The organism is Salinibacterium sp. PAMC 21357 (genome assembly GCF_000247645.1).
GTDB lineage: Bacteria > Actinomycetota > Actinomycetes > Actinomycetales > Microbacteriaceae > Rhodoglobus.
Map to the genome: position 1 here is coordinate 178,298 of NZ_AHWA01000004.1, position 24,691 is coordinate 202,988.

Genomic DNA, 24,691 nt, shown 5'->3' on the forward strand with positions numbered 1-24,691 from the left:
ATGATTGACAATCTTTCCCAAGCGTTCAGCATGGTGGCGAGCTGGGAACTGCTCTTGGTGGTGCTCGCTGCTGGTGTCTATGGAATCTTCATTGGTTCCATTCCTGGCCTCACCGCCACGCTGGCTGCCGCGCTGCTCGTTCCCTTCGCGTTCTTCCTTGACCCGCTTCCTGCTATTGCTTCTATCATCACGATGTCGGTGATGGCCATCTTCGCGGGTGACATCCCTTCAGCCCTGGTGCGGATGCCCGGCACACCGGCCAGTGCTGCTTACGTTGAAGACTCCTACCGCTTGACCCAGAACGGCCGGGGAGCCCTCGCGCTCGGAGTCGGCCTGCTGGCGTCGGCGACCGGCGGAATCTTCGGTGGGTTAGTCCTGATTTTCGCTGCACCGCAGCTAGCGAAAGTAGCACTGCTCTTCACCTCTTACGAGTACTTTTGGGTGGCGATTCTCGGCCTCACCGCCGCGGTCATCATTTCCCGCGGTTCGCAGGTTAAGGGCACCATCGCGCTTCTTATCGGATTGTTCGTCTCAACCATTGGGCTGGACATTTCGGTGGGCTTTCCCCGCTTCACGTTCGGCAGCAGTGACTTGCTCGGTGGAATCAACTTCATCCCCGCCATGATCGGCCTGTTCGGGCTGTCGCAGGTACTGCGCAACGTCATCAGCCCTCCCCCAGCAGCGCTACCGATTCGTATCGAGTCGAAGGGCTTGCTGCGCAACGCTGCGAGCACTCTGTGGAACTACAAGAAGACAGCCGTGGGCGGCAATGTCATCGGTAGCGCAATCGGCACCCTGCCGGGCGCTGGCGGAGACATCGCGGCGTGGGTTGCCTACGCGGTCACCAAGAATGGGGCGAAAGAAGGCAAGAACTTCGGCAGCGGCACGGGGCACATCCAACCCATTGTTGGTGCGAGTTCTGCCAACAATGCTGGAGTCGGATCTGCTTATATTCCGACGCTGGTATTCGGCATTCCTGGCGACACGATCACCGCGATTCTGCTTGGGGTGCTTCTCGTCAAGGGAGTCCAGCCGGGGCCGTCGCTGTTCGACAGCCAAGCTCCGTTGCTGTACTCGATTTTCATCGTTTTCATTGCAGCGAATATCTTGATGATCCCGCTCGGCTACCTCGCCATTCGCGGCAGCGGAATGTTGCTGCGGGTGCCGAACTCGGTGCTGATGCCCATCATCGTCGCGTTCTGTGTTGTGGGTTCGTTCTCGATCAACAATGGCCTGCTCGAGGTGGGCATCATGCTGATCTTTGGCATCCTGGGTTACTTGCTGGAGCAGGCGAAGTTCCCGCTCGCGCCGGTGGTGCTCGGGTTGGTTCTTGGCCCGATTGTGGAAAAGAATTTCATGCAGAGCGTGATCAAGACAGAGTGGGATCTCACGCAGTTCTTGACCCGCCCGATGAGCGCCGCGCTGATGATTCTCACGATCATCGTGCTGCTCTACCCAGTGCTGCAGAAGCTCATCGGCAGGCTGCTGCGCTACCGCAAGCCCCTGTAGACCCGAGGAGTCGGCGGCGCTAGACCCGAACAGTCGCCGACACACTCGCGAGCGAAAGAAGCCGCCTACCTGCCAGCTGGTTACTGGAGGTAGGCGGCTTTTCGTTGCCCGGAGGAGGTCGTGAGAGAAATGGATGCCGCCGCTAGCGGTCGCCAGCCGTGATGACTTCGGCTTCTTCGGTGATGCTGATTTCTGCGCCATCCGCTTTCCGTAGGCGTTTGCGACCGAGAATCACGATGAAGGTGGCGACGAGTACGGATCCGGCGGCCGCGTAGAACGGGGTTGCCGGTGAGATGGCGGCGGCAAGAATGGTGGCGGCGGGTGGGGCGATGGCTCCCCCAAGGAAGCGCACGCCCGAGTAGGCGGATGACGCTACCGAGCGCGGCAGGTCGGTGGCTTCCATAACGCATTCGGTGAGCACGGTGTTGAGTACTCCGAGCAGCATGCCGCCGACGACTATGCACACGATGAGGCCGGGGCCCGAGCCGATGAAGAGTGCCGCGGCTACGAGGTCAAGTGCGAGCAGGGGCAGCACGAGTCGCAGCACGAGCGTTCGTGGCAGGCGATGGGTGAGCAGTGGCGCGACCCAGACGGAAGTGACGGCGAGCGAGATCCCCCAGCCAAAGAAGATGAATCCGAGGGTCATGGCGCTGCCGAGGCCGAGCGGAACCAGGGCGAACGGCGTGTAGGCAAGCAGCACGAAGAACGCGATGTTGTAGAACAGCGCTGCGGCGGCGAGCACTCCGAGGGCCGGATTGGCGAGCGCTCGGAAGGGAGCGGAGAGCGGTGTTGGTGTGGGGCGCACAGCATCCGTTTTCATCACGGTGACGATGCCGATGAAGCCAATTGCCATGAGCGTTGCGGTGCCGAAGAACGGTCCGCGCCAGCTGATACCACCGAGGAGTCCACCGAGCAGGGGGCCAATCGCGATGCCGAGCCCGAGGGCGGCTTCGTAGAGGATGATCGCTGAGCTGGTGCCCCCGGATGCCGCCCCGACGATGGTGGCGAGGGCGGTCGAGATGAAGAGGGCGTTGCCGAGCCCCCAGCCGGCGCGAAAGCCGATTACCCATTCGACGTTGCCGGAGAAGCCGGCGGCGAAGGCGAAGATCACGACAAGCGCGAGGCCGACGAGCAGGGTGCGCTTGGCGCCGATGCGGCTCGAGATCCAGCTCGTGAAGAACATGGCGAGGCCGGTGATGAGGAGGTAGCTTGTGAAGAGCATCTCTGTTTCGGTGGGGGTGGCCTGCAGGTCTTCGGCGATGGCGGGCAGGATCGGATCGACGAGCCCGATGCCCATGAAGGCGATCACGGAGGCGAACGCCACCGCCCACACGGCGCGAGGTTGGTGCAGGATGCTGCTGGTGGTGCTCGCGTTGGGGTTCACGTTCGCGGGGTTCACGTTGGTGGGGTTCGCGGTTTCGGGCGTTGGAGCGCCGGTGTTGGATGCGGTAGTGCGGGTCATGATTGTCCTTCTGGTGGTGCGGTGACGGGGGCGCCCGGCGCGAGGTCGGCTGCGGCATCCGCTCGTTGGCCAATGATTTCGACGGCGCGGCGCAGCACGGCTACGTCGTCGGTGTCGAGGTCGGCGAAGAGCGGGAGCATGGCGCCGGCGAGTTCGTCGCGCCAGGCGATGAGGGCAGCCGCACCGGCGGTGGTGACGGCGATCTGGGAGGCGCGGGCGTCATCTGGATCGGCGAGGCGATTGACCCAGCCGCGTTCGGTGAGGTTGCTGACGAGCTTGGTGGCGGTCGGTTGGGCGACGCGGCTGAGTTCGGCAAGTTCGCCGAGGCGCATGGGCCCGCCGGAGTTGAGCACGCTGAGGGTGCGCCAGACTGCCGGCGACTCGGAACTGCCGGTGGCGCGCGCGGCTAACCGGGTAAGGCGTTGGTTGACCGAGACGAGGTCGCCCAGCAGCGAGAGAAGTGAGGATGGCATTCTTCCACTATACATAGCCGGGCTATGTATATGATCCGCCGCTGCAGACGCGCGACTGTGACACCGACTGCGAGCCCGCCACCGCGAGCCCCGTTATGGGGCTGATGAACATCTATCGCTTCTGGGAAAGTTAGGAAGACACCGGAGGATCACATGTCGTGGCTGCGCCTACTCATCAATCAACCACCCAAGGCGCCCCAGGCGCCAGCGGGCTGGTACGACGACGGTTCAGGCAAGAATCGCTGGTGGGATGGCACCCAGTGGAGTAACGAATTCGCTCCCAAGGATGCACCGGTCCCGCACCGCGCGCCGGAGTGGTTCAAGCCGACGCTGAGCACTTGGATCGTCGGCGCCTTTCTGGTTCTGTTCGCCTACCTAACCCTCATCTCCGCTGGCATCGCGGCCGTATTGGTTCTCGCGGCATTCTTCGGACTATTCACGGGCCTTTACGTGCTGATTAGTGGTCGTCGCTCCTGGGCGTCAGTGCCTTCGCGAAAAGCAGGTGCAATCGTCATCGCGGCGAGCCTCTTCGCCACCGTCGTTGGCGGCACGGTTGGCGCCGGCAATGCTCCGGTCGACGTGGTTGCGAATGCGGAACAAGTCACCGAAACCGCCGCTCCATCGCCGTCGCCAACCCCGTCCGCGACGCGAACTGCAAGCCCGAGCGCTTCTTTCAGTGTGGATGCTCCCGCCGATCCCGACGAAGCAACTGCACCAGCATCCGATGCCGCCGTAAGCGTTCTCGACACCTCGTTCACCGATACGACGGCGCTAGCGCTGTTGGCTACCCTGCCGATCAAGGGCAAAGCGCCGAAGACCGGGTACGCCCGAACGGCCAAGTTCGGTGCGGCGTGGTTAGACGTTGATCGCAACGGGTGCGACACTCGAAACGACATCTTGGCAAGAGACCTAAGCGCTCTTACGAAGAGCGGATCGTGCAAGGTACTCACCGGCACGCTCGTCTCGCCCTTCACCAATGCGTCGATCGATTTTCTTCGAGGAAATACGACGTCAGCGTTAGTTCAGATCGATCACGTGGTGTCGCTCTCCAACGCCTGGCAGACCGGCGCGCAGCAATTGACGCAAGAGCAACGAATCACGCTGGCGAATGATCCCATCAACCTGCTGGCAGTTGATGGCAAGTCGAACGCTCAGAAGGGTGCTGGCGATACAGCAACCTGGTTGCCGTCGAACAAGAGCTTTCGCTGCAGCTATGTCGCTGCTCAAGTTTCAGTCAAAGCTACCTACGGGCTGTGGGTGACGACGGCTGAACACGATGCGATCGTGCGGGTACTCGACTCGTGCCCCGACCAGCGCGCGCTGACCTCGTCGTTTGCTCCCGCTCCGGCCCCTGCTCCGGCGCCTGAGCCCGAACCGGTTGTCGCTGCGCCTGCGCCCGTCGCTGCGCCCGCACCGGCACCGGCACCAGCTCCTGCACCGGCCTCTGCGTATTACGCCAACTGCACGGCCGTGCGGGCCGCCGGGGCAGCACCGCTCTATGCCGGCCAGCCCGGATACGAAACACCACGGCTCGACCGCGATGGTGACGGCGTCGCCTGCGAATAGGGCAGGTCGACTCAGGCAGGCAGAACGTATGCTCAATCTATGACGCAGCTGATTGTGCTCAACACGGTGTTCGATGCCCCGATCGCTGAGGTGTGCGCGCTGTCGCTGAGTGTCAATCTGCACCTCGACTCGATGACGCACCACCGCGAAAAGGTCGTCGCGGGCCGCACCACGGGCCACTTCGTCGAGGGCGACGTCGTCACCTGGCAGGCCCGCCACTTCGGCCTACCGCTGCGCCTGACGGTGCGTATTTTTGACGTGGATGCTCCGCACAGCTTTGCGGATGAACAAGTGCGCGGCCCTTTCGCCGCCTACCACCACGAGCACCTCTTCACCGAGGTCGACGGCCGCACCCACATGCAGGATCGCCTCACCTTCGCGGCTCCCTTCGGGCCGCTCGGGCGCCTCGTAGAGAAGCTGTTCTTGCGCCGCTATATGCAGACGCTGCTCGATGAGCGTAATGCTGCGCTCGTGAAGACGCCTTAGCCGCTCAGCGAAGTTCTGCGGCGGGCCGTCGAAATTCCGTCGCCCCCAGATCATCGCGCCCGCGAGTGTCCTCCGAAAACTGAGCTCGATGCCGCCTGCAGAGCAAAGTTCACAGATACCGATAGCTCTATTCAGAACCGAACTCGAGTTCCTCCAGTGACGCCAGAGCAAGTGACGCGTACGCTCGCCCCGCGAGCATCGTTATCTGCCGCCTAGATCGCGGGTAGCGCCTTGGTCCGTTCAACTCGACATCTCCCGCGGGAGCAAAATCAAGATAAGAGTCAAGCGATGCTGCCGCGCCCCCAGGGGCAGTGAAGGCAAAGATGTTTGCGCCAGGCTGCGTTGTTCGGAGTAGTGAATACTCCTGTCGAATACCGTCCATTCCGCCGACAAAGAAGGCCGCTTGGATCGGACTTTCGAACATTCGCTCCCGCATAGTTTGAATGCTCGACTCGAGAGAACTTCCCGACGGAGTGAACGTGAAGTTGGCCCCTTCGAGAGAAACAAGTCGCTGCATCTCGTTCGTAAACCGTTGCTCAAAGAACAAGGACTGATAACAACGAATCTGAGAACCCGCGTTCAGCATGGTCGCGACGTAGAGCACAAGAGGAGTGATAGTGGGATGCCCACCGTATATGAGCGTCGCTCCAGACCGAAGCGTCGCCTCAACGACTGCCGCCGTCGCCGCCGCGATATCGGGGGGAAAAAAATCTCCCGCCTCATCACGTCTAGCAAGGGTAGGGAAGCTCGCAGACAAAAACACTAGAGAAGTCATCGCACTCTTCCCGCCAGCAGCATTACTGGCGTTGCCGCCACTTTCCGATTTCGTGAAAGCCAATGAATCAGAGAGGACCGATCCGAGTCGATATCCTCGGTCGGGTGAACTATCCACCCACGGGTCGGAGTCCGATGGGGGCGTTGCGATTCGCGTAGTTGATGCGCAATTCTGAGATCACTAGCTTCCGGCGAACGCACTGTTACGAATACAATTTCTCGCTGATCTGCCTTTTCCGCGATGAGCGCCCATTCGCCGAGCGCCTTTATCTCATAGCCGCACCGACGCAGCTCATCTCCAGCCTCAAGCATCGCGCTCTCTCTTCTAAGCGAATAAGCCGCCGCATGCCTTTGTTCGATTTCATCGACGATCCGCTCGAGCGACGTCGAAGCGAGTACATATTCAGGCGCAGAGCCCGTCACATCGGTGTCATCAAGTTGGTAGCGCGATGACGGTTCTATCGCTGGATAGAGCTCGGCCGGTCGTGTATCTGGAAGTGTCAGTGCCATCATTCCCAGTCGCCGTTGTTGAGCGAACGCGATTTCGTGTTCGACCCAAGGACTATCTGCAGCGGTCGGTGTTTCGAGAAGCAAGACGAAAGATTTTTCTGCGAGCTCACGATCAAGCCGTTGTTGGAAATCTACTCCAGGCGGAATACTGAATCTATCCAAAAATACGTCCCAGCCAACGTCGATGAGCGTTTTTCGAAGCTGATCTGCAAGCCCTGCAGCGTCAGTCTGACGATAAGAGATAAATATCCGCCTGTCGCGCTCAGTAATACCGAGAAGTCTCAGTGTTTTGCCGGCGAGAACACTCGCTGACGCATCTTGAACCCACTTCACTGCGTTGAGACCAAGCAAAGATTCAGGCAATTGCGACTGGAGCGTCCCGAGTGTCGGGTCGAACACCGGCAAAGTTGGAATGAAGTGTTGAAGGCATTTGTCGGCAGCTTGCCGGAGCGCTTCTGAAGCTGCAGCCGTCGGCCCGCCAAGAAATACGACCGCTGTAGTCGGGTCCCCCGGGCCTACGCGATTGAGCACCGTCGGGTCCTGGGAAATCTTGACTTGAAGTCTGGCGCCTCCCGATTTTCTAGCCGCAATCTCTAACTCAGATACCAGCCGACGCCGCTCAGTCTCTCTGTCCTCACCGAGAATCACGATTCGGTAGCTTCCACGAGGAATGGGCATGCGCTAGAGGCCCCGCTCTTTCGCAGCAGCCTCGATCCAATCACTCATATTGTGGTACCCGTCGTCATTCACCCAGTCGTAGACCTCAACGTGATCGCTAAGAGACTTTTTCCCGGTTCCCTGACCAAGAGTGAAGTCGTCAAATGGGTTTTTACCCGCGACGTCATAGCTCCCTCGAACATCCTTGAGGTTCCGCAGGCGAATTCCGAGCAATCCTTTTCCAGCATTCCATGACTGCTCGATTTCGTAGTTAACCCATTTGCGCCCCGCCGTCTGGGCGCCAATCAGCACTACTGTCACTCCCGCACCTCGAAGGCCTGAATCGATGAGCTGTGTCAGCGCGGCCTCACCTCGGAGTTTACTTTTCTCCCACAACGAGTGATCTACGAAGCCAGTCTCTTCCTGCAGAAAACCTGAATTACGGACGACGTTCGCGCGGAAAATATCACGCGAATAGTGAAAAGAAAAGAACACTTTCCTAGCCATTTATTGCTCCATTGCAATGTCAGCCGATGGGCCTGCCCCGCAATCGCGAGCGCCTCCCAGGCGGGGTCTTGATAGTGAATGTTTCTCTGCAACACTATCGGTGACAGCGCTTCGAGGACGTTTTTCTTTGAGAACTAGCCGTAACGGCGCGGAAAAACATGGCCCAAACGCTGTGGTGCACGGATGCCATGCGCCATCAGCAGCGTAATAGATTTTGCAGAGGTGCCCGCCGCGAGACTTGTCTCCTGCCGCGCGCCCCTGCTGGTCAGTTATTCGCTCTCGAGCAATTTCAAAGACTGGTTTATTACTGCGGTCATGACCAAATTGCACGTTCAGGTGCGGGACGGAAACGTGCTGGCTTAGCATTATGTAGTCACAAAAAATGAGGCAGATTTGCCGCCTTTTGCGTTGGCCAATTGGCCATAGTGTGCGGACTCGCTCGCCCTTCCGATACCCGGCGCTCTTGGTGTGCCGCAGCTGATTGAATTGGGTCATGAGTGAATTTCACGAGAAATGGCGGACTAGCGCGACTGGACTGCTGGTCGGCGTCCCAAGTCAGGCACTCGAGCCCTTCCGGCCGGACGATTCGCGGCCCCGCGCCCGAGGAAATCCGAGCGCGCACTGGTTCCCAAGCGACAATAATGCGTAAGGCATACCTCGAGCTTCCCGCGGGTTCACTAGCATCCGCCGGAACGGTAATGCTCGACTGGAATATTAGTGCGCGCATCGCCAACATTCACCGCAGGCAGTTGGCGTTCAATTCGCTGAACTTAGACGCCGCCGAGATGGAACGTCTGCGTGGCCTCGTGAACGATATACCTCCCGGCGCGGATATTCTAAGTGCATTCGGCGCCGCAGAACCCGAAACGCGACGCGTCCGAACAGTGTCCGATGTCAACCGATATAACCAGCGCACTGACATCGCATCGGTCTACCTATCTCGCGCACCTGACTACCTTCTTCATCTGCTCGATGGCGGTGAGAGCAGTGGTTTGGTAATCGAGTCAGAGCCGGACGGGACACCGTTCATGGCTGAGGCGCTTCGCTCTTGGTTCATGGTGTCCTACGCGGTACTCCTAAAAGCTGTCGCGATAGACCGAAAGAAACTATTTTCGCGCGTCGAGCGCATTGACGAGTTTCGGTTCTGGCTGGAACACGAGTTAGGCGTCTCAGCAAGCCGTGAAGCTTGGATCGGGTTTCTGCTTCTTGCCGGAACGGGCGAGCACCCTGGTCGTGCTCGGCGTCTTCTCAAAACTGACAAATCAGGCGACCCCCGTGATTATGCTTGGGGCGCAACTTGGGATCTTATGTATACCCGGATTCCTTCGCTATTGGCTCAGCCCCTGTTCCATGGGCCTTGGAAATTGCCAATCGTCTTCGTCACCGATGATTCCGGACTTGTCGACGCGTTAGTCAGCACCAACACTGTTGTCACCGTCGAGAACGCACACGGCGTGAATGTCAGTGGCGACAGCGTCGATATGAATGCCCTGCACGAGGATGTATGGCCAGTAGTTAGGTCGCACATCGCCCGCCAACGCGAGCACGTAATGCTTCGATCTCGAGGGATGACGACGCAAGTCCTTCGGCGAGCGACCTACCTGGCGCGAAAACTCGAAGGTGAGATTGGCGGCAGCTGAGCACGCGGCCAGCCAATGATGTCCTCATCATCTTGCGAGGCCGCGTCGCTTCCAAGGGCTATTTTGTTAGCGCAGATCCTGTTCAGTCGGGTGTCGCGCTCCCGAACTCTAGGGAAGCGGCCTGAGCCCACGGATCCTCTAAGATTTGGCACGCAGGACATCCGTCGCCCCACGGCGGCCCAGCTCGCGTCGACCTACATCCCGTGAAGCTCGCCCTGCCCGGTAATCACCTGAGGTCGATGCCAGGGCCGTTTCTTCGGAACCGTCCAGTACTCCGTCGAATCGAGCCAGACAGGCGGACGCAATAAGTCCACATTCACATCGCTATTGGGGATGACGGTGTTGTGGCGCGCGTGATCTCCGTCGGAAAATAGGTCTACGTAACGAGGACCGACCGCCCTACCAATCGACCAGTCTAAAAGCATCTCAGTGCGCGGCAACAGGTAAAGCCCACTTGAGAGTCCAACAATCGGGATTCCGTCTGGGCGTCCGGCGCGGGGCGTTTTCTCCACCGCGAGCCGAGCTATTGGATCTCGGAATGCACCGTAGAACTCGACTGCTGCCCAGAACGCAACGCCTTCTTCCCCTGGAACGAATAAGTCCAAAGTTTCCACTGTTAGATCGTCATACCGTTCGCGATATCCATTTAGCGGTTTCATGGAATTATCAACCCATGCCTCGTCATAGAGACCGTCACGGACGGCATTCGCGATCAGAACCCCAGCACGCGATAGCCCAGAAACAATTCTGCGTCGACGAGCTATCCACTCTCGACGACGCACCAAAATATAACGGACAATCTCAGTCACGAGCCACAGTAGGACACCAACTACAATTGGCGCGGCTAGGGTGTCCCACAGGTCAATCGAACTATCAGCCGTAGGAACGTGAAGTGGCCCCATCGATTATCCAAACCCTCCACGACTCGTCGTCGCACTCTACCGTGGTACTCAGCAAAGCTCTCTCAGGCGGGGAAAAAAGCCCGGCGTGAGCCGGGCTGAGCGGGAGTTGCTCCCTAGATGTTTTGCTGGGGTACCTGGACTCGAACCAAGAACAAAAGAATCAGAATCTTCCGTGTTGCCAATTACACCATACCCCACAGCGTTCAGCCGTAGCCGAACCGATTTACTACTTTAGCGCATCTTGAGAGGGTTGTGGTTCACCCCTTGACGCCATATAGGACTTGTCCTATATTCGGGGCATGTCACTACTCCATGCCGTGCTCGGTTTCGCCGCGATTCAGCCGATGACGGGCTACGAACTCGGCAAGGCGTTCTCGACCACCGCCGCACACTTTTGGCCCGCAGATCAATCACAGCTCTACCGCACCCTCCACCGCGCCGAGGCCGACGGACTCGTTGACAGCACCACCGTCGAGCAGGCGTCTCGCCCCGACCGCCGCCTCTACTCGATCCTCGAACCGGGGCGAGCGGCATTGGCGACCTGGCTGGCCTCACCGCTCGAACCCGACACCTCCCGCGAACCTTTTCTCCTGCGGCTGTTCTTCGCCGCCTCGCTCGGCACAGCGGGCGTTATCGCACTGCTCGACCAACGCCGCTCCGCTGCCATCGAACTCCTCACCACCCTCGATTCTCTCGCCGCGAGCGCACCCCCGAAACTCTCGAAAAAAGCTCTCGCCACTCAGCTGCAATACGCAACGCTCGAATCGGGACGAGCCCACGCGCACGCCGAGATCACGTGGCTCGATGAACTTCGCTCCCAACTCACCAATCCCAAGGAGTCCGCCCAGTGAACGACAAGGTCGCACGAGCGCAGTCTGCCTTCCCGCCCCCGCGCCCCGCAGCATCGCCTCCCATCCCCCGCGCCCCGCGGGTCGGCGCCACCATCGCGGCCGTGCTCTTCACGCTCGTCGCGCTCTTTCAACTCGCTGTCGTTATGGGAGCACCCCTCGGCGAATACACGCAAGGCGGGGCGAACAAAGGCACGCTCCCCACCCAGAGTCGCATCTTTGCCGGCGTCTCTACCGCCCTCGTTCTTGTGATGGCGGCAGCGATCCTCGCCCGCACCGAACGCGGCCCTCTCAGGCTCGCCCCACGGCGACTCATTACGGTGCTCGCGTGGTTCACCACCGCCTATGCGGGCGTGGGCTTCATCCTGAACCTCATCACGCCGAGCGCCGTCGAACGAGCCGTCTGGGCCCCCATCACCGCGGTGATGTTCGCCGCGTGCCTCGTCACCATGCTGAAGACGCGGAATCGCGCTGCTAAGTAATTCCTAGAGCAAGTCGCGGTTGATGACCGCGGCAACCTCAGCGCCGTCGCCCGCGGCCACGATGAGCTGCTGGGGGCCGGGCGGGGTGGCATCACCAATCGCATAGGCTCCCGCCGTGCTCGTACGGCCGGCAGCGTCCACGACGATGAGGCCCTCCGGGTCGAGCGCGAGCTGCAGTCCTGCTGCATAGTCGAGTGCGGTTTCATAGTCGGGGCGCACAAACGCGGCCTCGCGCGCAATAGTTTCGCCGTCGGCGAGAACAACTCCGGTGAGGCCGTCACGGTCGCCCGCGACATCCGCCACTTCACGACGATCCACTCGGATGCCGCGCTTAGCGAGCATCGCCTCGTCAGTCTCACTCACGTGCCCGACGCCCTGCGTGAAGACAATCAGATCGCGGCTCCACTGCGAGAGCAGCAGCGCTCGCTCGGCCAGGTCATCCGTGTGCCCAATAAGTGCAATGGGTTTATCCGCATATTCGTAGCCGTCACATTCCATGCACGAGTGGATGCTCGTGCCATAGAACGCGCGCAGCAGCGGCAACTTCGGCAGCACTTCGCGCAACCCTGTCGCGATCAGCACGGTACGGGTCGTGACCCCTCCCCCGCGATGCGTCACGGTGAAGCCCGCGCCAACGGTCGCCGAGGCGCCGCCGGCAGCATCAGCGGCAGCCGGCCCGCCAACAGCACCGAGCGGCTCAATACCCTCCACAATCGTGCGCTCGAACGAAACGTTCGGATACTGCTCAAGCTCCTCCCGCCCCATCTTGCGAAGCTCGAGAGGAGAAATACCATCGCGACTCAAAAAGCCGTGAGAGTGGAACGTCGCCGAGTTGCGGGGGCGATTGCTGTCGAGCACGAGAGTGCGTCGACGCGCCCGAGCCAAGTTCAGGGCAGCGCTGAGTCCGGCCGGTCCGCCGCCGACAATGACAACATCCCAGTCGAACAGCTCACTCATAGTTGGGCGCGCAACGCCTTCAGGCGAACCAGCGTGGACTCTTTGCCCAGCAGCTCCATCGACTCGAACAGCGGCGGGCTGATGCGGCGACCAGCGATCGCACTGCGCAACGGACCAAACGCGAGACGCGGCTTCATTTCTTTCACGTCAATAAGTTCGGCGCGCAGGGCCGCTTCGATTGCATCGTGCGTCCACGCGTCAAGATCCGTGAGCACCGCAATGGATGCATCCAAAACTTCGGGGCCTTCGGCCTTCGGCATGGCATCGGCATCAACGGTGAGTTCAGCATCCGGAGTGAACAAGAACTGCAACAGCGCCGGCGCATCGCCCAGCAACTGCATGCGCTCCTGCACGAGCGGTGCGGCAGATGTCAGAGTCGCCAGCTCAGCCTCCGTCGGCTCCGCCGAAATCACGTCAGCAGCCACGAGGTACGGCACCAGACGGCCCGCAAACTCTTCTGCCGAGAGCAGACGGATGTGGTCGCCATTCAGCGACTCCGCCTTCTTCACATCGAAACGGGCCGGGCTCGGCGTGACATTCTCCACGTCGAACGCCGCAATCATCTCTTCGGCCGAAAACACGTCGCGGTCGGGCGCAAGCGACCACCCTAGAAGCGACAGGTAGTTGAGGAGACCCTCAGGGATGAACCCGCGGTCACGGTGGTGGAAGAGGCTCGCCTCCGGGTCACGCTTGGAGAGCTTCTTGTTGCCCTCGCCCATCACGTAAGGGAGGTGACCGAAGCGCGGGATGGCATCCGTGAGGCCAATCTCGATGAGCGCCGTGTAGAGGGCGATCTGGCGCGGAGTGCTCGAGAGCAGGTCTTCACCGCGCAGCACGTGCGTGATGCCCATGAGCGCGTCATCCACCGGGTTCACGAACGTGTACAGCGGAGCACCGTTCGGGCGCACCACCACGAAGTCAGAGAACGAACCAGCGGGGAACGTGATGTCGCCGCGCACCAGGTCGTCAAAGCTCAAGTCGGAGTCCGGAACGCGCAACCGCAGCGCCGGCAGGCGACCCTCTTCTTTGTACGCCGCGATCTGCTCAGCAGTGAGGTCGCGCTCGAAGTTGTCGTAGCCCTGCTTGGGGTCGCGACCGTTGGCCACGTTGCGGGCCTCGATCTCTTCACCCGTGGCAAACGACTCGTAGAGGTGACCGGAAGCCTTCAGCTTCTCGATGACCTCAAGGTAAATGTCGGTGCGCTGCGACTGACGGTACGGCGCGTGCGGGCCACCGGTCTCCACACCTTCGTCCCAATTGAGCCCCAACCAGCTCATCGCGTCGAGAAGCTGCAGGTAGCTCTCTTCGCTATCGCGAGCAGCATCCGTATCTTCAATACGGAACACCATCTTGCCGCCCATGTGGCGCGCATACGCCCAGTTAAACAGGGCAGTACGGATCAGCCCAACGTGGGGCGTACCGGTAGGTGACGGACAAAACCGAACGCGAACGTCGGAAGCGGTTGCAGTAGAAAATGGCGCAGACATTGCCCCCATTCTATGCGAGACAAGCCGGTGTGGCAGAGGCTACCGAAAGCAGCCCCTGCGCACCCCGGTTAGCTTTCTACTTCGACGCGCGGCGCACCGGATTGCTCAGGGTGCCGATGCCCTCGATGGTGATCTCGACAGTGTCGCCATTCACGAGAGGGCCAACACCCGCCGGCGTGCCGGTGAGAATCAGATCGCCCGGCAACAGCGTGAACGCCGCCGACGCATACGCGACTTGCGCCGCCACCGAATGAATCATCTGGTCAACGGTTCCGTCTTGCTTGAGGTCACCATTCACCGTCGTGCGGATGCTCTGCGAGCCCACCACATATTCGGTCTCGATCACGGGCCCGAGGGGGCAGAACGTGTCGAAGCCTTTCGCGCGAGACCACTGGCCGTCCTTCTTCTGAAGGTCGCGAGCAGTGACGTCGTTAGCAATCGTGTAACCAAAGATCACACTGTCAGCATCTTCTAACGCGACGTTTTTGGCGATGCTGCCGATGATCACGGCAAGCTCGCCCTCAAACGCGATCTCTTCACTCTGCGGCGGCAGCATGATGGCGTCGCCGGGGCCCACCACCGAAGTGTTGGGCTTGATGAACATCATGGGAGCATCCGGAACTTCGTTGCCGAGCTCCTTGGCATGCTCGGCATAGTTGCGACCAAACGCCACAACCTTCGAGCGCGGGATGACCGGTGCCAACAGCTTGATTTCCGACAGCGGCAAGCGCTCCTCGGTGGGCTCAAAACCATTGAACATCGGGTCACCCGTGAGCACGACAATCTCGTCGCCGTCGATGATTCCGTAGCGGGCTCCGGCGCCGGCGCTGAAACGAGCTACCTTCATGCGTCAAGCCTCGTCATCCAGCCGTGCGTGTCTTCGCGACGGCCATACTGGATGTCGGTGAGCTCTTCGCGCAGCGACATCGTCAGTTCGCCAGCGGGAGCATCCGCCGACCCAATTTCAAAGCCGTCACCCTTGAGCAGAGCAATCGGGGTGATCACTGCTGCGGTGCCGCACGCGAACACCTCAGTGATGTCGCCAGACTCCACACCCTCACGCCACTCGTCGAGAGTGACACGGCGACGCTCGACCGTGTGGCCGCGGTCTTCCGCAAGCTGCAGAACGGAGTCGCGCGTGATGCCCTCAAGAATCGACTCCGACTGCGGGGTAACGAGGGTTCCGTCTTTCTTGACGAGAACCACGTTCATGCCACCCAGCTCTTCGATGTATTTGCCCTCTTCGGCATCCAAGAACAGCACCTGGGCACAGCCCTGAGCGGATGCTTCCTGCTGCGCCACGAGAGACGAGGCGTAATTGCCGCCCGTCTTTGCCGCGCCAGTTCCACCCTTGCCGGCACGCGTGTAGTGCGTGGACACCCAGATTGAGACTGGGGCAACGCCACCGGTGAAGTAGGCACCAGCGGGGCTCGCGATGACGTAGTAGTTGACCTTCTTCGCTGCGCGCACTCCAAGGAATGCCTCTTTCGCGAACATGAAGGGGCGCAGGTAGAGGCTGGTTTCGGGAGCGCTCGGCACCCAGTCGCCGTCGACGGCGACGAGCTGCTTGAGCGAGTTCACAAACTCATTCACCGGCAGTTCGGGCAGCGCCATACGGGCCGCCGAGCGCTGCATCCGAGCGCCGTTGGCTTCGGGGCGGAAGCACCAGATCGAACCGTCTTCGTGACGGAACGCCTTCAGACCCTCGAAGACTTCTTGGGCGTAGTGGAGCACAGCAGCGGCAGGGTCGAGCGCAATCGGCCCGTACGGCTGCACGCGGGGACGGTGCCAACCGCCCTGCTCCGACCAACAGATGTCGACCATGTGGTCGGTGAAGTGCACACCAAAACCGGGGTTCTCCAGAATCGCGTCGCGCTCCTCAACAGAGCGGGGTTCCTGGTTCTTCTTCACGAGGAACGACAGGGGGCGATCAGCCAAAAGATTCTTCATGCGATGTCCTTAGTGACGTACAGCCATAATGGCGGTGGGTTAATTCTGCGCTACAGCGTCGGCAATTGCACTGCCGATTTCAGACGTGGACCGTGCGGTGTCGCCACGGGCGCTGAGGTCGGCCTGCACGGCCGCCGTGACCTTGGCCGCGGCATCCGTGTGACCGGACTGTGAGAGCAGCAGTGCAATCGACAGGATTGCCGCCGTGGGATCAGCGAGTTGTTTGCCCGCAATGTCGGGCGCTGATCCGTGAACCGGCTCAAACATTGACGGGAATTCCCCGCTGGGGTTCAAGTTGCCGGAGGCGGCCAAACCGATGCCGCCGCTGATGGCCGCTGCGAGGTCTGTAAGGATGTCACCGAAAAGGTTGTCGGTGACAATAACGTCAAATCTACTCGGATTTGTGACGAGGTAAATCGTCGCCGCATCCACGTGCATGTAATCGACTTCAACCTCGGGGAACTCTGCCGCCACCCGGTCGACCGTCGTCTGCCACAAACCGCCCGCGTGCACGAGCACGTTGGTCTTGTGCACGAGGGTGACCTTCTTGCGGTCTCGCCCCATTGCATGAGCAAAAGCGAACCGAACAACGCGCTCGACTCCGAACGCCGTGTTGATCGAGACTTCGGTGGCGATCTCGTGCGGAGTGCCGACACGGATGCGCCCACCATTGCCGACGTAGGGGCCCTCGGTGCCCTCCCGCACAACGACAAAGTCGACGGCGCCCGGATTGGCCAGCGGCGACGTGACACCGGGGAAGATCGTGGTGGGGCGCAGGTTCACGTGGTGATCGAGCGCAAAACGCAGCTTGAGCAGCAGCCCACGTTCGATGATGCCTCCCGTGAGGCGAGGATCGCGCGGGTCTCCGCCAACAGCTCCGAGCAGGATCGCGTCGTGCTTCGCGAGCTCATCAATGTCGGAGTCTTCGAGAATGGTTCCCGACTCGAGGTAGTGGCTGGCTCCGAAGGGGAACTCGGTGGGGGCGACGTCGACACCCGTTGCTTTCAGAACCTTGAGGGCCTCGGCCACAACTTCGGGCCCAATACCATCACCGGGAATGACTGCAAGCTTGATCTGAGAAGGCATGTAAATACAGTACCGCTGCGCACCCAGTGTCGGCCGCAGAGCAGAGAGCGCATTGACGCCAGAATGAACCAATCTCTGATTTCTGTGAGTTTACTGATTGCGCCCTGTACGGAATTCGCTAATAATTGGTCGCATGAGTATTGGAACCGGAATTGTATTAGTTGTTATCGGCGCGATTCTTACGTTCGCGCTCGATATTCAAGTGGCAGGAGTGAACTTCGACCTCATCGGATACATCTTGATGATCGCCGGAGTTGTTGTATTCATCATCGGCCTTGTGTTGATGATGCGTAAGCGCACCTCAGTCACTACCGTGCACAACAACGACGGAGTCAATAACTCCGTCAGCGAACGTCGCACGACCACAACCCCTGACGAAATGATCTAACGACCACACGCACCAACACAGAAGGCGCGTCCCGATTCACTCGGGGCGCGCCTTCTGTGTTGCTCGCACCACGAAGGTGCGAACGAAATTGCTAAGCGTCGACGATGTCGATCGCGTGCACGTAGCGCGCGTCAATGCGCTCGGCGACAGTCGCCAGAACCTCAGCGGAGGCCTGCGAGTCGACCGTGAGCACGGAGAGGGCGTTGCCGCCTTCACTTTCACGCGCGATCTGCATGCCCGCGATGTTGATGTTGGCGTCGCCGAACTCCTTGCCGAACACGGCAACGATTCCGGTGCGGTCTTCGTACATCATCACGATGAGGTGGTCAGCTAGCGGAACCTCGATGTCGTAACCGTTGATCTCCACGATCTTCTCGAGCTGCTTGTTTCCGACCAGAGTTCCCGAAACGGAAACCTGCGAACCGTCAGCAAGCGAGCCGCGGATCGTCAGAAGGTTGCGGTATTCGGGACTCACAGCATCCGTAATCAAACGAACAGTGAGGCCACGCTGGTCAGCGAGCACCGGCGCGTTGACGTAGCTGACCGTCTCCGACACAACGTTGGTAAAGATGCCCTTGAGGGCAGCAAGCTTCAACACGTTGACATCGAATTCAACGATCTCGCCGCGAACCTCAATATCAACACTTGTGAGGGGGCTGTCAGACAGACCAGAGAAGACCTGGCCAAGCTTCTCCATGAGCGGGATGCCGGGGCGCACGCTCTGGTCGATAACGCCACCAGCCACGTTCACTGCGTCTGGCACGAGCTCGCCGCTGAGGGCAAGTCGAACCGACTTGGCTACCGAAACGCCAGCCTTCTCTTGCGCTTCAGCAGTCGACGCACCGAGGTGCGGGGTGGCAATGACATTGTCGAGGGCAAGAAGGGGCGACCCTGTTGGCGGCTCGCTCACAAACACATCGAGACCGGCACCGGCAATGCGGCGCGACTTGAGCGCCGTGTAGAGCGCGTCTTCGTCGATGAGGCCACCACGGGCAACGTTGACGATGTAGGCACTCGACTTCATGCGAGCAAACTGCTCAGTCGAAATCATGCCGGTCGTTTCCGGCGTCTTCGGCATGTGGATCGTGATGAAGTCTGAACGCTCAAGCAGCTCATCGAGCGAGACAAGCGTGACGCCCATCTGCTGTGCACGAGCGGCCGTGACGTAGGGGTCGTAAGCGATGATGCTCGTGCCGAAGGCCTGCATGCGCTCCGTGATGAGACCACCAATACGGCCGAGGCCAATGATGCCGATCGTCTTCTCGAACAGTTCAGTGCCCGAGTACTGCGAGCGCTTCCACTGCCCCTGCGCCAAAGCGTTAGACGCAGCAGGGATGTGACGCGCAAGGCTCACGATGTGCCCAACGGTCAGCTCTGCAGCCGAGATGATGTTCGAGGTGGGGGCGTTCACCACCATGACACCAGCAGCAGTAGCCGCCTTGATGTCCACATTGTCGAGCCCAACACCGGCACGCGCGATTACCTTGAGGTACGGCGCGGCGGCAAGAGCTTCGGCATCCATGTTGGTTGCTGAACGGATGAGAACGGCCTGCGCATCGGCGAGCGCAGACTTCAATGCGGCGCGGTCAGTGCCATCCACATTTCGAATCTCAAAGTCGGGCCCGAGGGCGTCAACTGTTGCGGGGGAAAGTTCTTCGGCGATCACAACGATCGGCTTAGCCACAGATCTGGTCCTTCAATTCGCGGGGACTTCGCGCTAACACAACGAAGGCTGCTTGAGTACACAACTACAGCAACTTTAGCGGCGACGGGAAGCCGCCGTTGCCATGTGACTCCTCAGTGCGACGATAGACCCATGATGGATGCCGTCGAAATCGCCCAGTGGGTGTTGCGTATCGCCCTCGCGCTCGCGTTCATCGGCATGGGCGTCAGCCACTTTGTGGCCGCGCCCGCCCGCACGATGCGGGCCATGATCCCGCCCGTTTTGCGCCAAAACTGGCTACCCTCCCCCGGCGCTCTCGTCACCATTACGGGACTCTGCGAAGTTGCTGGAGGTCTTGGTTTGTTGTGGGAACCCACCCGGTTTATTACGGGGATAGCGCTTGTTCTCTTTCTGATCGCTGTGTTTCCGGCCAATGCTTACGCTGCCGAGAATCCGAAACGCTTCGGCAAAGCAGCAACCCCGTTTTGGCCGCGGTACTTCGCGCAGCTGCTGCTGATTCTGCTCTGCCTCCTCGCCGCGATCTAGAACGCAGAATCTATATTGGGCGCCAGCACCCAACGAAACGGCAGCCCTCGTCGTCTATTTAGGTAGGAGGAAACGATGTCTAGAAAAACTATGTCTACGAGAACAATGTTCACGAGAACAACGCCCACGCTGACGGCCGGCGGGAGGCCAACACCTCTCTCCGCGTTTCGCGCGCCCAGACTTGTGAAGCTGGTCTCGATCTTTGCTGGCGGGCTACTTGCCCTCACTGCGTGCGCGGGCGCCGCATCCGATCCTGATTCTGATGAGCCCCCGATCGACAGCGGCCCCGGCTCGGGCGTCGAAGAAACGCCCGGTGACCCCATCCCGATCGAAGGCATCGATGGCACCTGGACTTTCGCGGACGGCACCGATAGCGCCGGTGGAATAACTACCGGTGATCGGGGTGCTGACAGCACAATCACTCTGACGATCTCGGGCAACAGTCTGTCGGGGCAATCGGCGTGCAACAGCTACACCGCTTCTTTCGCTGGCCAAGCGAGTGAGCTCAGCATCGGCAGCGTTGCGTCGACAAAGCGTGCGTGCGAGTCGACGCTCATGGATTTTGACTCGCGCTACTTCACCGCCCTCAGTACCGTGACTGCGGCTATTCCTACTGGCGGCAGTCTCGTGCTGCAAGGCGACGGGGTAGTTATGAACTTTTTGCCCCAGAATTCACTTCCGGAGCAATGAGTGCACGCTCCCAGAACCCCCAGTTCACGGGCAGAGTGGTGCGCCGGAGTGATTTTCAGGGCTGCTTTCAGGGTGGCGGTGGAACAATCAAATTATGGATCAGCGGTTTAGCCGCCAACTCGCGCTAACCCACTTTGGCGAGACGGCGCAAAAGAATTTGGCGCGCTCACGCGTGCTCGTTATTGGCGCGGGTGGCGTCGGAAGCACGGTCATTCCGTCACTCGCTGCTGCCGGCGTTGGCACCGTTGGGGTCATTGATGACGACCGCGTTGAGCTCTCCAATTTGCATCGCCAACACATGCACCGGCTCTTGGATGTCGGGCACAAGAAGGTGATTTCGGCAATCGAGCGGGTGGCAGATCTCAGCCCCGCCACTCAAATTGTGGCGATTGATCAGAAGCTCACGCCCGAGAACGCCCTGGCGCTCTTCGCCGACTATGACCTTGTGGTGGATGGCAGCGACAACTACCCGACCCACTATTTGTCTGCTGACGCTGCGGAGATTTCTGGCATCCCGCTGGTGTGGGGGTGGGCGTGTGAGTTTGGAGCGCAAGCCGGAGTGTCGTGGCCGGCCCGCGGCGCTGGCTTTCGTGACCTATATCCGGCACCGCCCGAACTAGCAGCGGTGGATATGAATGCTGTGCACGGCATATTTCCGGGGGCGGTCAGTGTGATTGCCTCAATCGTGACAAGCGAGGCGATCAAGATTGCCGCACAGGTGGGTTCTCCTCTCATTAACCGCTCAACGCACTACAACGCGTTCACGGGTGAGTTCTCAGAGGAACGCTATGAACGTGCCGCTGACGCGATACCGATCACGCAATTGTCGGACTATCGGGCACTGTGCGGTTATGTCGCTACCGACGAGTGGCCAACCTGCTAGTTGCGGCGTGATGCCCACAGTCGATCGGTGTTTGCCCACCGCGCTCGACTGACCGCGATGAGTCCTAGCGCGATTGCGATGATGAACGCGGCAATGCCGAGCACGTAGACGATGACTCCGCCCCATCCGTCTGGTCCGTTGGGCTGCAGGAAGGGGTAGGGGAACCAGCCGTCAATCGTTCCGCGCACGAGCGTGAATGCCAACCACGCGACCGGGTAGATGATCACAATACGCACGTCGCGCAGCCGTAACACTGGTCGCGAGGGTGACAGCATCCAGTCCACAAACAAGAACAGCGGCGCCCACACGTGAATGATTTCGTTGGGCCACTGAATGCCAATGTAGCCCTCGTCTGGCAGCCCGCGCAGCAGCACGTTATACACAACAGCAGTGACCACCGCATACGACACCACGGATGCGCGGAACACACCGAGCAGGGTCGACTCGCGTTCGCGGCGCCACACCACCAGCCCGCTCAGCGCAAGAATCACGACGTTGATCAGGCTCGACTGAATCGTGAAATAACTGAAGTATTCCTTAGCCACGAAGTCGTTGTGAATCGATTCGTCAACCACTTGCGTAGTGATACTCGCGAGCACGAGCGCTGCGACGACCAGTCGCAGCAGCCCAACAATGCGGGATGCGGCGGGGGTGCCAGAGGCCATGTCGGGCTCGGGAAATGTTGGGGAGTTGCGCTGCGCGTTCGTTGTCACTCCGACAGACTAGTCTGCAGATGCTCGATCGACGGAGGACTTCACGATGCCATTCACGGATCGCCACGGAAATGAGCTCCGCAGCCTGCCCCTGATCTACCGGCTCGATCGAGACTTTCAGGTTGCAGAGGCCTTCTGTTGGCATGATCCTCGGCCGGACGGCACGACGATTGAGATTCCGGCGCACGACCCTTCGCTTCCGCCCACCGAGGGCAACAGCACCGATTTTGCTTCCGTACCCCCATTTTTGTGGGGTCTCATTGCCAGCTACGGCAAGCAAACTCTCGCCGCGATTTTGCACGACTCGCTCACCTATCAGTCTCGGCTCGCCCCGGCTGATCAACGGCTCGCTCTGCGTCGCACTGCCGACGAAACCTTTCGTGTGGCCCTCGTCGATAGCGGCGTGCACCAGCTGCGCGCCCGCGTCATGTGGGCGGCCGTCGGCGCTGAACGTTACGTGCACCACGGCGGCGCGCTCGGGCCGTTGCTCGTCATTCAGTTGGCCCTGGGCATCCTGGCGCTCATCGGTTCAGTTGTGCTGGCTAGCCTCCTCACCCCCTGGTGGCTGCTGCTGCTGGCCGCTCCTGCTGTTGCTTCGCTCCTTTGGGGCAAGAATGCCGACCTCTTGATCACGTCGACCTATCTGGGCGCCCTTTATGCCCCGCTCGTCGCCGCCGCATTCATTGGCTCACGGCTCGAACAGCTCTTGGCAACGGTAATTTGGGTGGGCACAGGCACTCCCGGCCCGGCCCCCAAAGCTGAGCCCACGCTGCGCTGGCCCGACCACGGCACGACCCTTCCTCCGGCATAGTCAGAGTCTCGGCTGTGCCGGTCTCGGCTGTGCCGGTCTCGGCTGTGCGGCCATGCCCGCTCCGTCTTGTCGCTACCGCGTTAACGACCAACGGCCGCCCCGCGGAAGCGGAACGGCCGTCGTAGTGACTAGCGAAAGTTAGCGTGCAGCTGAACCGTCGGTGTAGTCGGAGTCTTGCTGCTTCCAAGCGAAGAGAGCACGGAGCTCCTTGCCTGTTGCTTCGATGGGGTGGTTCTGGCCCTTTTCACGCAGCGCGAGGAACTCGGGCCCGCCAGCATCCTGGTCCTTGATGAAGCGATCTGCGAAGGCACCCGACTGGATGTCGGCGAGAACAGCCTTCATGTTGTCCTTGACCGACTCGTCGATAACGCGGGGGCCGGAAACGTAGTCGCCGTACTCGGCGGTGTCAGAAACGCTCCAACGCTGCTTGGCGATGCCGCCCTCCCACATGAGGTCAACGATGAGCTTGAGCTCGTGAAGCACCTCGAAGTAGGCGATCTGCGGCTGGTAGCCAGCCTCGATGAGTGTCTCAAAGCCGTACTGAACGAGCTGCGAGGTTCCACCACAAAGAACAGCCTGCTCACCGAACAGGTCGGTCTCAGTCTCTTCGGTGAACGTGGTCTTGATGCCACCGGCGCGGAGTCCACCGATTGCCTTGGAGTACGACCAGGCCATGTCCCAGGCGGAACCGGTGGCGTCGTTCTCGACAGCAACGATGACGGGAACGCCACGGCCAGCTTCGTACTCGCGGCGAACGGTGTGACCCGGTCCCTTGGGAGCTACGAGGATAACGTCGACGTCCGAAGGAGCGTCGATGTAGCCGAAGCGGATGTTGAAGCCGTGTCCGAAGACGAGGGTGTCGCCCGCAACAAGGTTGTCCTTGATGTCGTCGGCGTAAAGGCCACGCTGGTGCTGGTCGGGAGCAAGGATGACAACAACATCAGCCCACTTGGCGGCTTCGGCGCTCGTGAGCACCTCGAAGCCGGCGTCGGTTGCCTTGGCGATGCTCTTCGAGCCCTCCTTGAGGCCAACCTTGACCTGCACACCGGAGTCGCGCAGGTTCAGCGCGTGGGCGTGGCCTTGCGAGCCGTAGCCAATGACAGCAACCTTTTTGCTCTGGATGAGCGCGAGGTCAGCGTTATCGTCGTAAAAGATCTCGGTCACAGTAGTGATTCTCCTTAGTTGGTTGTGCTGTTAGTTCTTGAAAACTCGGTCGGTGATGCTCTTCGAACCGCGGCCCATGGCCAGCAGTCCACTCTGAGCAATTTCTTTGATCCCGTAGGGTTCGAGCACTCGGAGGAATGCTTGAATCTTGCCCGAGTCCCCCGTGGTTTCAATGATGAGCGCATCGGATGCGACATCCACCACACGGGCACGGAACAGGTTTACCGCTTCGAGAATTTGTGAGCGAGTCGTGTTGTCGACGCGCACTTTGATCAAGAGGTGTTCGCGGGTAACCGACTGCTCAGGGTCGAGTTCCACGATCTTGATGACGTTGATGAGCTTGTTGAGCTGCTTGGTGACTTGCTCAAGGGGCAGCTCGTCGACATCCACCACAACGGTGATACGGGACAAGCCTTCGATTTCGCTCGATCCAACAGCCAGCGACTGGATATTGAACCCACGACGGGCGAAGAGTCCGGCGACACGGGTGAGCAGACCTGGTTTGTCTTCTACCAGCAGGGAAAGTACGTGACCCAT

At 60.4% G+C, this 24,691-nt stretch carries 26 protein-coding genes and 1 tRNA gene; 11 read left to right on the plus strand and 16 right to left on the minus strand.

The genetic code is table 11. From position 1 onward, the window contains the following. Positions 1 to 1,509, plus strand: coding sequence for a tripartite tricarboxylate transporter permease (locus tag ON14_RS04125; RefSeq protein ID WP_010203366.1), 1,509 nt, complete (start codon positions 1 to 3; stop codon positions 1,507 to 1,509). Between the two features lie 142 nt (positions 1,510 to 1,651). On the opposite strand, the gene ON14_RS04130 is transcribed toward ON14_RS04125, so the two are convergent. Both ON14_RS04130 and ON14_RS04135 read right to left on the minus strand, forming a co-directional pair. Continuing rightward, positions 1,652 to 2,971, minus strand: coding sequence for an MFS transporter (locus ON14_RS04130; protein WP_010203367.1), 1,320 nt, complete (start codon positions 2,969 to 2,971; stop codon positions 1,652 to 1,654). After that, on the minus strand, positions 2,968 to 3,444 hold the full coding sequence (locus tag ON14_RS04135) for a MarR family winged helix-turn-helix transcriptional regulator (RefSeq protein ID WP_010203368.1): 477 nt from the start codon (positions 3,442 to 3,444) through the stop codon (positions 2,968 to 2,970). Before ON14_RS04135 ends, ON14_RS04130 begins: the two co-directional genes overlap by 4 nt. A 153-nt stretch (positions 3,445 to 3,597) precedes the next feature. Between ON14_RS04135 and ON14_RS15110 the strand changes: the two genes are divergently transcribed. Together ON14_RS15110 and ON14_RS04145 are read left to right on the plus strand one after the other, a co-directional pair. Further along, the gene (locus ON14_RS15110) at positions 3,598 to 5,010 is read left to right on the plus strand and encodes a GmrSD restriction endonuclease domain-containing protein (RefSeq protein WP_010203369.1); all 1,413 of its coding nucleotides are present in this window, start codon (positions 3,598 to 3,600) and stop codon (positions 5,008 to 5,010) included. A gap of 39 nt (positions 5,011 to 5,049) precedes the next feature. Continuing rightward, the gene (locus tag ON14_RS04145) at positions 5,050 to 5,496 is read left to right on the plus strand and encodes an SRPBCC family protein (RefSeq protein WP_010203370.1); all 447 of its coding nucleotides are present in this window, start codon (positions 5,050 to 5,052) and stop codon (positions 5,494 to 5,496) included. Between the two features lie 127 nt (positions 5,497 to 5,623). On the opposite strand, the gene ON14_RS04150 is transcribed toward ON14_RS04145, so the two are convergent. The 3 genes from ON14_RS04150 to ON14_RS04160 are packed head-to-tail and all read right to left on the minus strand — an operon-like array spanning position 5,624 to position 7,944. Then, positions 5,624 to 6,271, minus strand: coding sequence for an SLOG domain-containing protein (locus tag ON14_RS04150; protein WP_010203374.1), 648 nt, complete (start codon positions 6,269 to 6,271; stop codon positions 5,624 to 5,626). After that, positions 6,268 to 7,428 (minus strand): toll/interleukin-1 receptor domain-containing protein, encoded by a 1,161-nt coding sequence (locus ON14_RS04155; protein WP_158000071.1) that lies wholly within the window; start codon positions 7,426 to 7,428, stop codon positions 6,268 to 6,270. Before ON14_RS04155 ends, ON14_RS04150 begins: the two co-directional genes overlap by 4 nt. 33 nt (positions 7,429 to 7,461) lie before the next feature. Beyond that, the gene (locus ON14_RS04160) at positions 7,462 to 7,944 is read right to left on the minus strand and encodes a TIR domain-containing protein (RefSeq protein WP_039741778.1); all 483 of its coding nucleotides are present in this window, start codon (positions 7,942 to 7,944) and stop codon (positions 7,462 to 7,464) included. Positions 7,945 to 8,585: 641 nt separating this feature from the next. On the opposite strand from ON14_RS04160, the gene ON14_RS04170 reads away from it, so the two are divergent. After that, entirely contained in the window at positions 8,586 to 9,584 is a 999-nt protein-coding gene (locus tag ON14_RS04170; RefSeq protein ID WP_010203378.1) for a hypothetical protein, read from the plus strand. Positions 9,585 to 9,778: 194 nt separating this feature from the next. On the opposite strand, the gene ON14_RS04175 is transcribed toward ON14_RS04170, so the two are convergent. Together ON14_RS04175 and ON14_RS04180 are read right to left on the minus strand one after the other, a co-directional pair. After that, entirely contained in the window at positions 9,779 to 10,393 is a 615-nt protein-coding gene (locus ON14_RS04175; RefSeq protein WP_141629945.1) for a hypothetical protein, read from the minus strand. Positions 10,394 to 10,611: 218 nt separating this feature from the next. Continuing rightward, positions 10,612 to 10,683 (minus strand) — tRNA-Gln (locus ON14_RS04180). 102 nt (positions 10,684 to 10,785) lie between these two features. Here ON14_RS04180 and ON14_RS04185 point away from each other — a divergent pair. Together ON14_RS04185 and ON14_RS04190 are read left to right on the plus strand one after the other, a co-directional pair. Beyond that, positions 10,786 to 11,337: a PadR family transcriptional regulator gene (locus tag ON14_RS04185; protein WP_010203380.1), complete on the plus strand. Its 552-nt coding sequence runs from the start codon at positions 10,786 to 10,788 to the stop codon at positions 11,335 to 11,337. Continuing rightward, entirely contained in the window at positions 11,334 to 11,816 is a 483-nt protein-coding gene (locus tag ON14_RS04190; protein ID WP_010203381.1) for a hypothetical protein, read from the plus strand. Before ON14_RS04185 ends, ON14_RS04190 begins: the two co-directional genes overlap by 4 nt. Positions 11,817 to 11,819: 3 nt before the next feature. On the opposite strand, the gene ON14_RS04195 is transcribed toward ON14_RS04190, so the two are convergent. The 5 genes from ON14_RS04195 to ON14_RS04215 form a co-directional block, all read right to left on the minus strand. Further along, the gene (locus ON14_RS04195) at positions 11,820 to 12,773 is read right to left on the minus strand and encodes an NAD(P)/FAD-dependent oxidoreductase (protein ID WP_010203382.1); all 954 of its coding nucleotides are present in this window, start codon (positions 12,771 to 12,773) and stop codon (positions 11,820 to 11,822) included. Next, the gene (gene gltX / locus ON14_RS04200) at positions 12,770 to 14,260 is read right to left on the minus strand and encodes a glutamate--tRNA ligase (RefSeq protein ID WP_443208536.1); all 1,491 of its coding nucleotides are present in this window, start codon (positions 14,258 to 14,260) and stop codon (positions 12,770 to 12,772) included. The genes ON14_RS04195 and gltX overlap by 4 nt, the downstream gene beginning before the upstream one ends. Before the next feature lie 76 nt (positions 14,261 to 14,336). After that, positions 14,337 to 15,107, minus strand: coding sequence for a fumarylacetoacetate hydrolase family protein (locus ON14_RS04205; RefSeq protein WP_010203384.1), 771 nt, complete (start codon positions 15,105 to 15,107; stop codon positions 14,337 to 14,339). Beyond that, positions 15,104 to 16,210, minus strand: coding sequence for a branched-chain amino acid aminotransferase (locus ON14_RS04210; RefSeq protein WP_010203385.1), 1,107 nt, complete (start codon positions 16,208 to 16,210; stop codon positions 15,104 to 15,106). The genes ON14_RS04205 and ON14_RS04210 overlap by 4 nt, the downstream gene beginning before the upstream one ends. 39 nt (positions 16,211 to 16,249) lie before the next feature. Then, positions 16,250 to 17,296, minus strand: a complete 1,047-nt coding sequence (locus ON14_RS04215; RefSeq protein WP_010203387.1) for a 3-isopropylmalate dehydrogenase — start codon at positions 17,294 to 17,296, stop codon at positions 16,250 to 16,252. Positions 17,297 to 17,429: 133 nt separating this feature from the next. Here ON14_RS04215 and ON14_RS04220 point away from each other — a divergent pair, with 133 nt between their 5' ends. After that, a complete protein-coding gene (locus ON14_RS04220) occupies positions 17,430 to 17,684 on the plus strand; it encodes a DUF6458 family protein (RefSeq protein WP_010203388.1) in 255 nt (84 codons plus the stop codon). A gap of 91 nt (positions 17,685 to 17,775) precedes the next feature. Here ON14_RS04220 and serA read toward each other — a convergent pair whose 3' ends face one another. Next, the gene (gene serA, locus ON14_RS04225) at positions 17,776 to 19,368 is read right to left on the minus strand and encodes a phosphoglycerate dehydrogenase (protein ID WP_010203389.1); all 1,593 of its coding nucleotides are present in this window, start codon (positions 19,366 to 19,368) and stop codon (positions 17,776 to 17,778) included. Positions 19,369 to 19,500: 132 nt separating this feature from the next. Here serA and ON14_RS04230 point away from each other — a divergent pair, with 132 nt between their 5' ends. From ON14_RS04230 to ON14_RS04240, 3 genes are all read left to right on the plus strand, one after another. Then, on the plus strand, positions 19,501 to 19,893 hold the full coding sequence (locus tag ON14_RS04230; RefSeq protein WP_010203390.1) for a DoxX family protein: 393 nt from the start codon (positions 19,501 to 19,503) through the stop codon (positions 19,891 to 19,893). 75 nt (positions 19,894 to 19,968) lie between these two features. Continuing rightward, positions 19,969 to 20,583, plus strand: a complete 615-nt coding sequence (locus ON14_RS04235) for an META domain-containing protein (protein WP_202800905.1) — start codon at positions 19,969 to 19,971, stop codon at positions 20,581 to 20,583. A 94-nt stretch (positions 20,584 to 20,677) separates the two neighbouring features. Then, positions 20,678 to 21,466 carry a HesA/MoeB/ThiF family protein gene (locus ON14_RS04240; RefSeq protein WP_010203393.1) on the plus strand — a complete coding sequence of 263 codons (789 nt, stop codon included), beginning with the start codon at positions 20,678 to 20,680 and terminating at the stop codon, positions 21,464 to 21,466. Here the strand turns inward: ON14_RS04240 and ON14_RS04245 are convergent. Beyond that, positions 21,463 to 22,179 (minus strand): Pr6Pr family membrane protein, encoded by a 717-nt coding sequence (locus tag ON14_RS04245; RefSeq protein WP_010203396.1) that lies wholly within the window; start codon positions 22,177 to 22,179, stop codon positions 21,463 to 21,465. The two genes, ON14_RS04240 and ON14_RS04245, sit on opposite strands and share 4 nt — an antisense overlap. Before the next feature lie 46 nt (positions 22,180 to 22,225). Here ON14_RS04245 and ON14_RS04250 point away from each other — a divergent pair, with 46 nt between their 5' ends. Then, a complete protein-coding gene (locus ON14_RS04250) occupies positions 22,226 to 22,990 on the plus strand; it encodes a DUF1353 domain-containing protein (protein ID WP_010203401.1) in 765 nt (254 codons plus the stop codon). Positions 22,991 to 23,128: 138 nt separating this feature from the next. Here ON14_RS04250 and ilvC read toward each other — a convergent pair whose 3' ends face one another. Both ilvC and ilvN read right to left on the minus strand, forming a co-directional pair. Then, entirely contained in the window at positions 23,129 to 24,154 is a 1,026-nt protein-coding gene (gene ilvC, locus ON14_RS04255) for a ketol-acid reductoisomerase (protein WP_010203402.1), read from the minus strand. Positions 24,155 to 24,184: 30 nt separating this feature from the next. After that, positions 24,185 to 24,691, minus strand: a complete 507-nt coding sequence (ilvN, locus tag ON14_RS04260; protein WP_010203403.1) for an acetolactate synthase small subunit — start codon at positions 24,689 to 24,691, stop codon at positions 24,185 to 24,187.

Bases quoted from the DNA above. Each gene is read 5' to 3' on its own strand.
- ON14_RS04125 (WP_010203366.1), top strand. From the start codon at position 1: ATGATTGACAATCTTTCCCAAGCGTTCAGCATGGTGGCGAGCTGGGAA.
- ON14_RS04130 (WP_010203367.1), bottom strand. From the start codon at position 2,971: ATGACCCGCACTACCGCATCCAACACCGGCGCTCCAACGCCCGAAACC.
- ON14_RS04135 (WP_010203368.1), bottom strand. From the start codon at position 3,444: ATGCCATCCTCACTTCTCTCGCTGCTGGGCGACCTCGTCTCGGTCAAC.
- ON14_RS15110 (WP_010203369.1), top strand. From the start codon at position 3,598: ATGTCGTGGCTGCGCCTACTCATCAATCAACCACCCAAGGCGCCCCAG.
- ON14_RS04145 (WP_010203370.1), top strand. From the start codon at position 5,050: ATGACGCAGCTGATTGTGCTCAACACGGTGTTCGATGCCCCGATCGCT.
- ON14_RS04150 (WP_010203374.1), bottom strand. From the start codon at position 6,271: ATGACTTCTCTAGTGTTTTTGTCTGCGAGCTTCCCTACCCTTGCTAGA.
- ON14_RS04160 (WP_039741778.1), bottom strand. From the start codon at position 7,944: ATGGCTAGGAAAGTGTTCTTTTCTTTTCACTATTCGCGTGATATTTTC.
- ON14_RS04170 (WP_010203378.1), top strand. From the start codon at position 8,586: ATGCGTAAGGCATACCTCGAGCTTCCCGCGGGTTCACTAGCATCCGCC.
- ON14_RS04185 (WP_010203380.1), top strand. From the start codon at position 10,786: ATGTCACTACTCCATGCCGTGCTCGGTTTCGCCGCGATTCAGCCGATG.
- ON14_RS04195 (WP_010203382.1), bottom strand. From the start codon at position 12,773: ATGAGTGAGCTGTTCGACTGGGATGTTGTCATTGTCGGCGGCGGACCG.
- gltX (WP_443208536.1), bottom strand. From the start codon at position 14,260: ATGTCTGCGCCATTTTCTACTGCAACCGCTTCCGACGTTCGCGTTCGG.
- ON14_RS04205 (WP_010203384.1), bottom strand. From the start codon at position 15,107: ATGAAGGTAGCTCGTTTCAGCGCCGGCGCCGGAGCCCGCTACGGAATC.
- ON14_RS04210 (WP_010203385.1), bottom strand. From the start codon at position 16,210: ATGAAGAATCTTTTGGCTGATCGCCCCCTGTCGTTCCTCGTGAAGAAG.
- ON14_RS04215 (WP_010203387.1), bottom strand. From the start codon at position 17,296: ATGCCTTCTCAGATCAAGCTTGCAGTCATTCCCGGTGATGGTATTGGG.
- ON14_RS04220 (WP_010203388.1), top strand. From the start codon at position 17,430: ATGAGTATTGGAACCGGAATTGTATTAGTTGTTATCGGCGCGATTCTT.
- ON14_RS04230 (WP_010203390.1), top strand. From the start codon at position 19,501: ATGATGGATGCCGTCGAAATCGCCCAGTGGGTGTTGCGTATCGCCCTC.
- ON14_RS04235 (WP_202800905.1), top strand. From the start codon at position 19,969: ATGTCTAGAAAAACTATGTCTACGAGAACAATGTTCACGAGAACAACG.
- ON14_RS04240 (WP_010203393.1), top strand. From the start codon at position 20,678: ATGGATCAGCGGTTTAGCCGCCAACTCGCGCTAACCCACTTTGGCGAG.
- ON14_RS04250 (WP_010203401.1), top strand. From the start codon at position 22,226: ATGCCATTCACGGATCGCCACGGAAATGAGCTCCGCAGCCTGCCCCTG.
- ilvN (WP_010203403.1), bottom strand. From the start codon at position 24,691: ATGGGTCACGTACTTTCCCTGCTGGTAGAAGACAAACCAGGTCTGCTC.